2 protein-coding genes are annotated in these 1,170 nt (G+C 64.3%); both read left to right on the top strand.

All coding sequences use genetic code 11. From position 1 onward, the window contains the following. Positions 1 to 492 (top strand): metal ABC transporter solute-binding protein, Zn/Mn family (locus tag AC4FAH_RS11130; protein WP_490246035.1); only part of this gene is annotated, 492 nt, incomplete at its 5' end. A 112-nt stretch (positions 493 to 604) separates the two neighbouring features. Then, the coding region (locus tag AC4FAH_RS11125; RefSeq protein WP_490246034.1) for a metal ABC transporter ATP-binding protein at positions 605 to 1,170 on the top strand (566 nt) is incomplete at its 3' end.

Raw genomic sequence — 1,170 nt, 5'->3', positions numbered from 1 at the left:
CCCCACCTCTGGCTGGACCCGCAGCGCATGCAGACCGTCGTCGAGCGTGCCGCCGAGGTGCTCGAGGCACGCCTGCCACAGCATGCCAGCGAGATCGATGCCAATGAGCAGCGTCTGCTCAAGACCCTGAGCGAGCTGGATGCGCAGATCGCTCAGACGCTGACTCCCTACAAGGGCCGCAACTTCCTGATCTTCCATCCCAGCTTCGGCTACTTCGCGGACCGCTACTCGCTCGAGCAGCATGCCATTGAAGTCAGTGGCCGTGAGCCCACGCCGCGCGAGATGGCCACGCTGATCACGCGTGCCAAGGATGAGAACATCGGCACCATCTTCGTCTCGGGGCAGTTCTCCCAGACGGCGGCCAAGCGGATCGCCAGCTCCCTAGAGGCCGAAGTGGCCGTACTGGACCCACTGGCAGAGGACTATCTCGATAACCTGAAGCATGCCACCGAAGCGCTGAAGGCGGGTTTCGAGTTGACTGACAGCCAGTAATTGCCGGCCGGGTATTGCGCATATCGTCTGATCTTGCACAATGCCCTGCCCCATCGAAAAGTCAGACGGGCGCTCATGCGCCCGTCTGCGTTGCAACGAGGTACCTTACGTCATGGTCAGCCCCATCTCCGTCGCGCGCCCGCGCACGGACAGCCATCCGGAGGCGTCAGCCACCGGGCGCAGTGTCGGACCGGTCTTTCGCCCGGTGCCGGCAGATGCACCGGATGCCATTGATATTCGCGGCGTGACCTTCCGGTATGGCGAGCAGGTCATTCTCGACGATGTCGACTTTCAGGTCGGCGCGCGCGAGATAGTGGGACTGATCGGGCCCAACGGTGGCGGCAAGAGCACGCTGCTCAAGCTGATACTCGGTCTTCACAAGCCGGCGGCTGGCTGTGTCCGCGTGCTGGGGCGCACGCCCAAGGCTGCCGCGCGCCATATCGGTTATGTGCCGCAGTTTGCCAACTTCGTGAAGCGCTTCCCCATCCGCGTGGAAGATGTCGTGCTGATGGGACGCCAGGGGCGTCGTCGTCAGTGGGGCCCCTGGCCACGCGCGGACCGTGAGGCGATCGGTGCGGTGCTGGAAGAAGTCGGTATCAGTCATCTGCGCCGTCGGCATATCGATGCCCTCTCCGGCGGTCAGCTGCAGCGTGTGCTGATTGCCCGCGCCCTGGCGGC

Source organism: Cobetia sp., from assembly GCF_983723665.1.
This window is presented reverse-complemented; position numbering and strand designations above follow the sequence as displayed.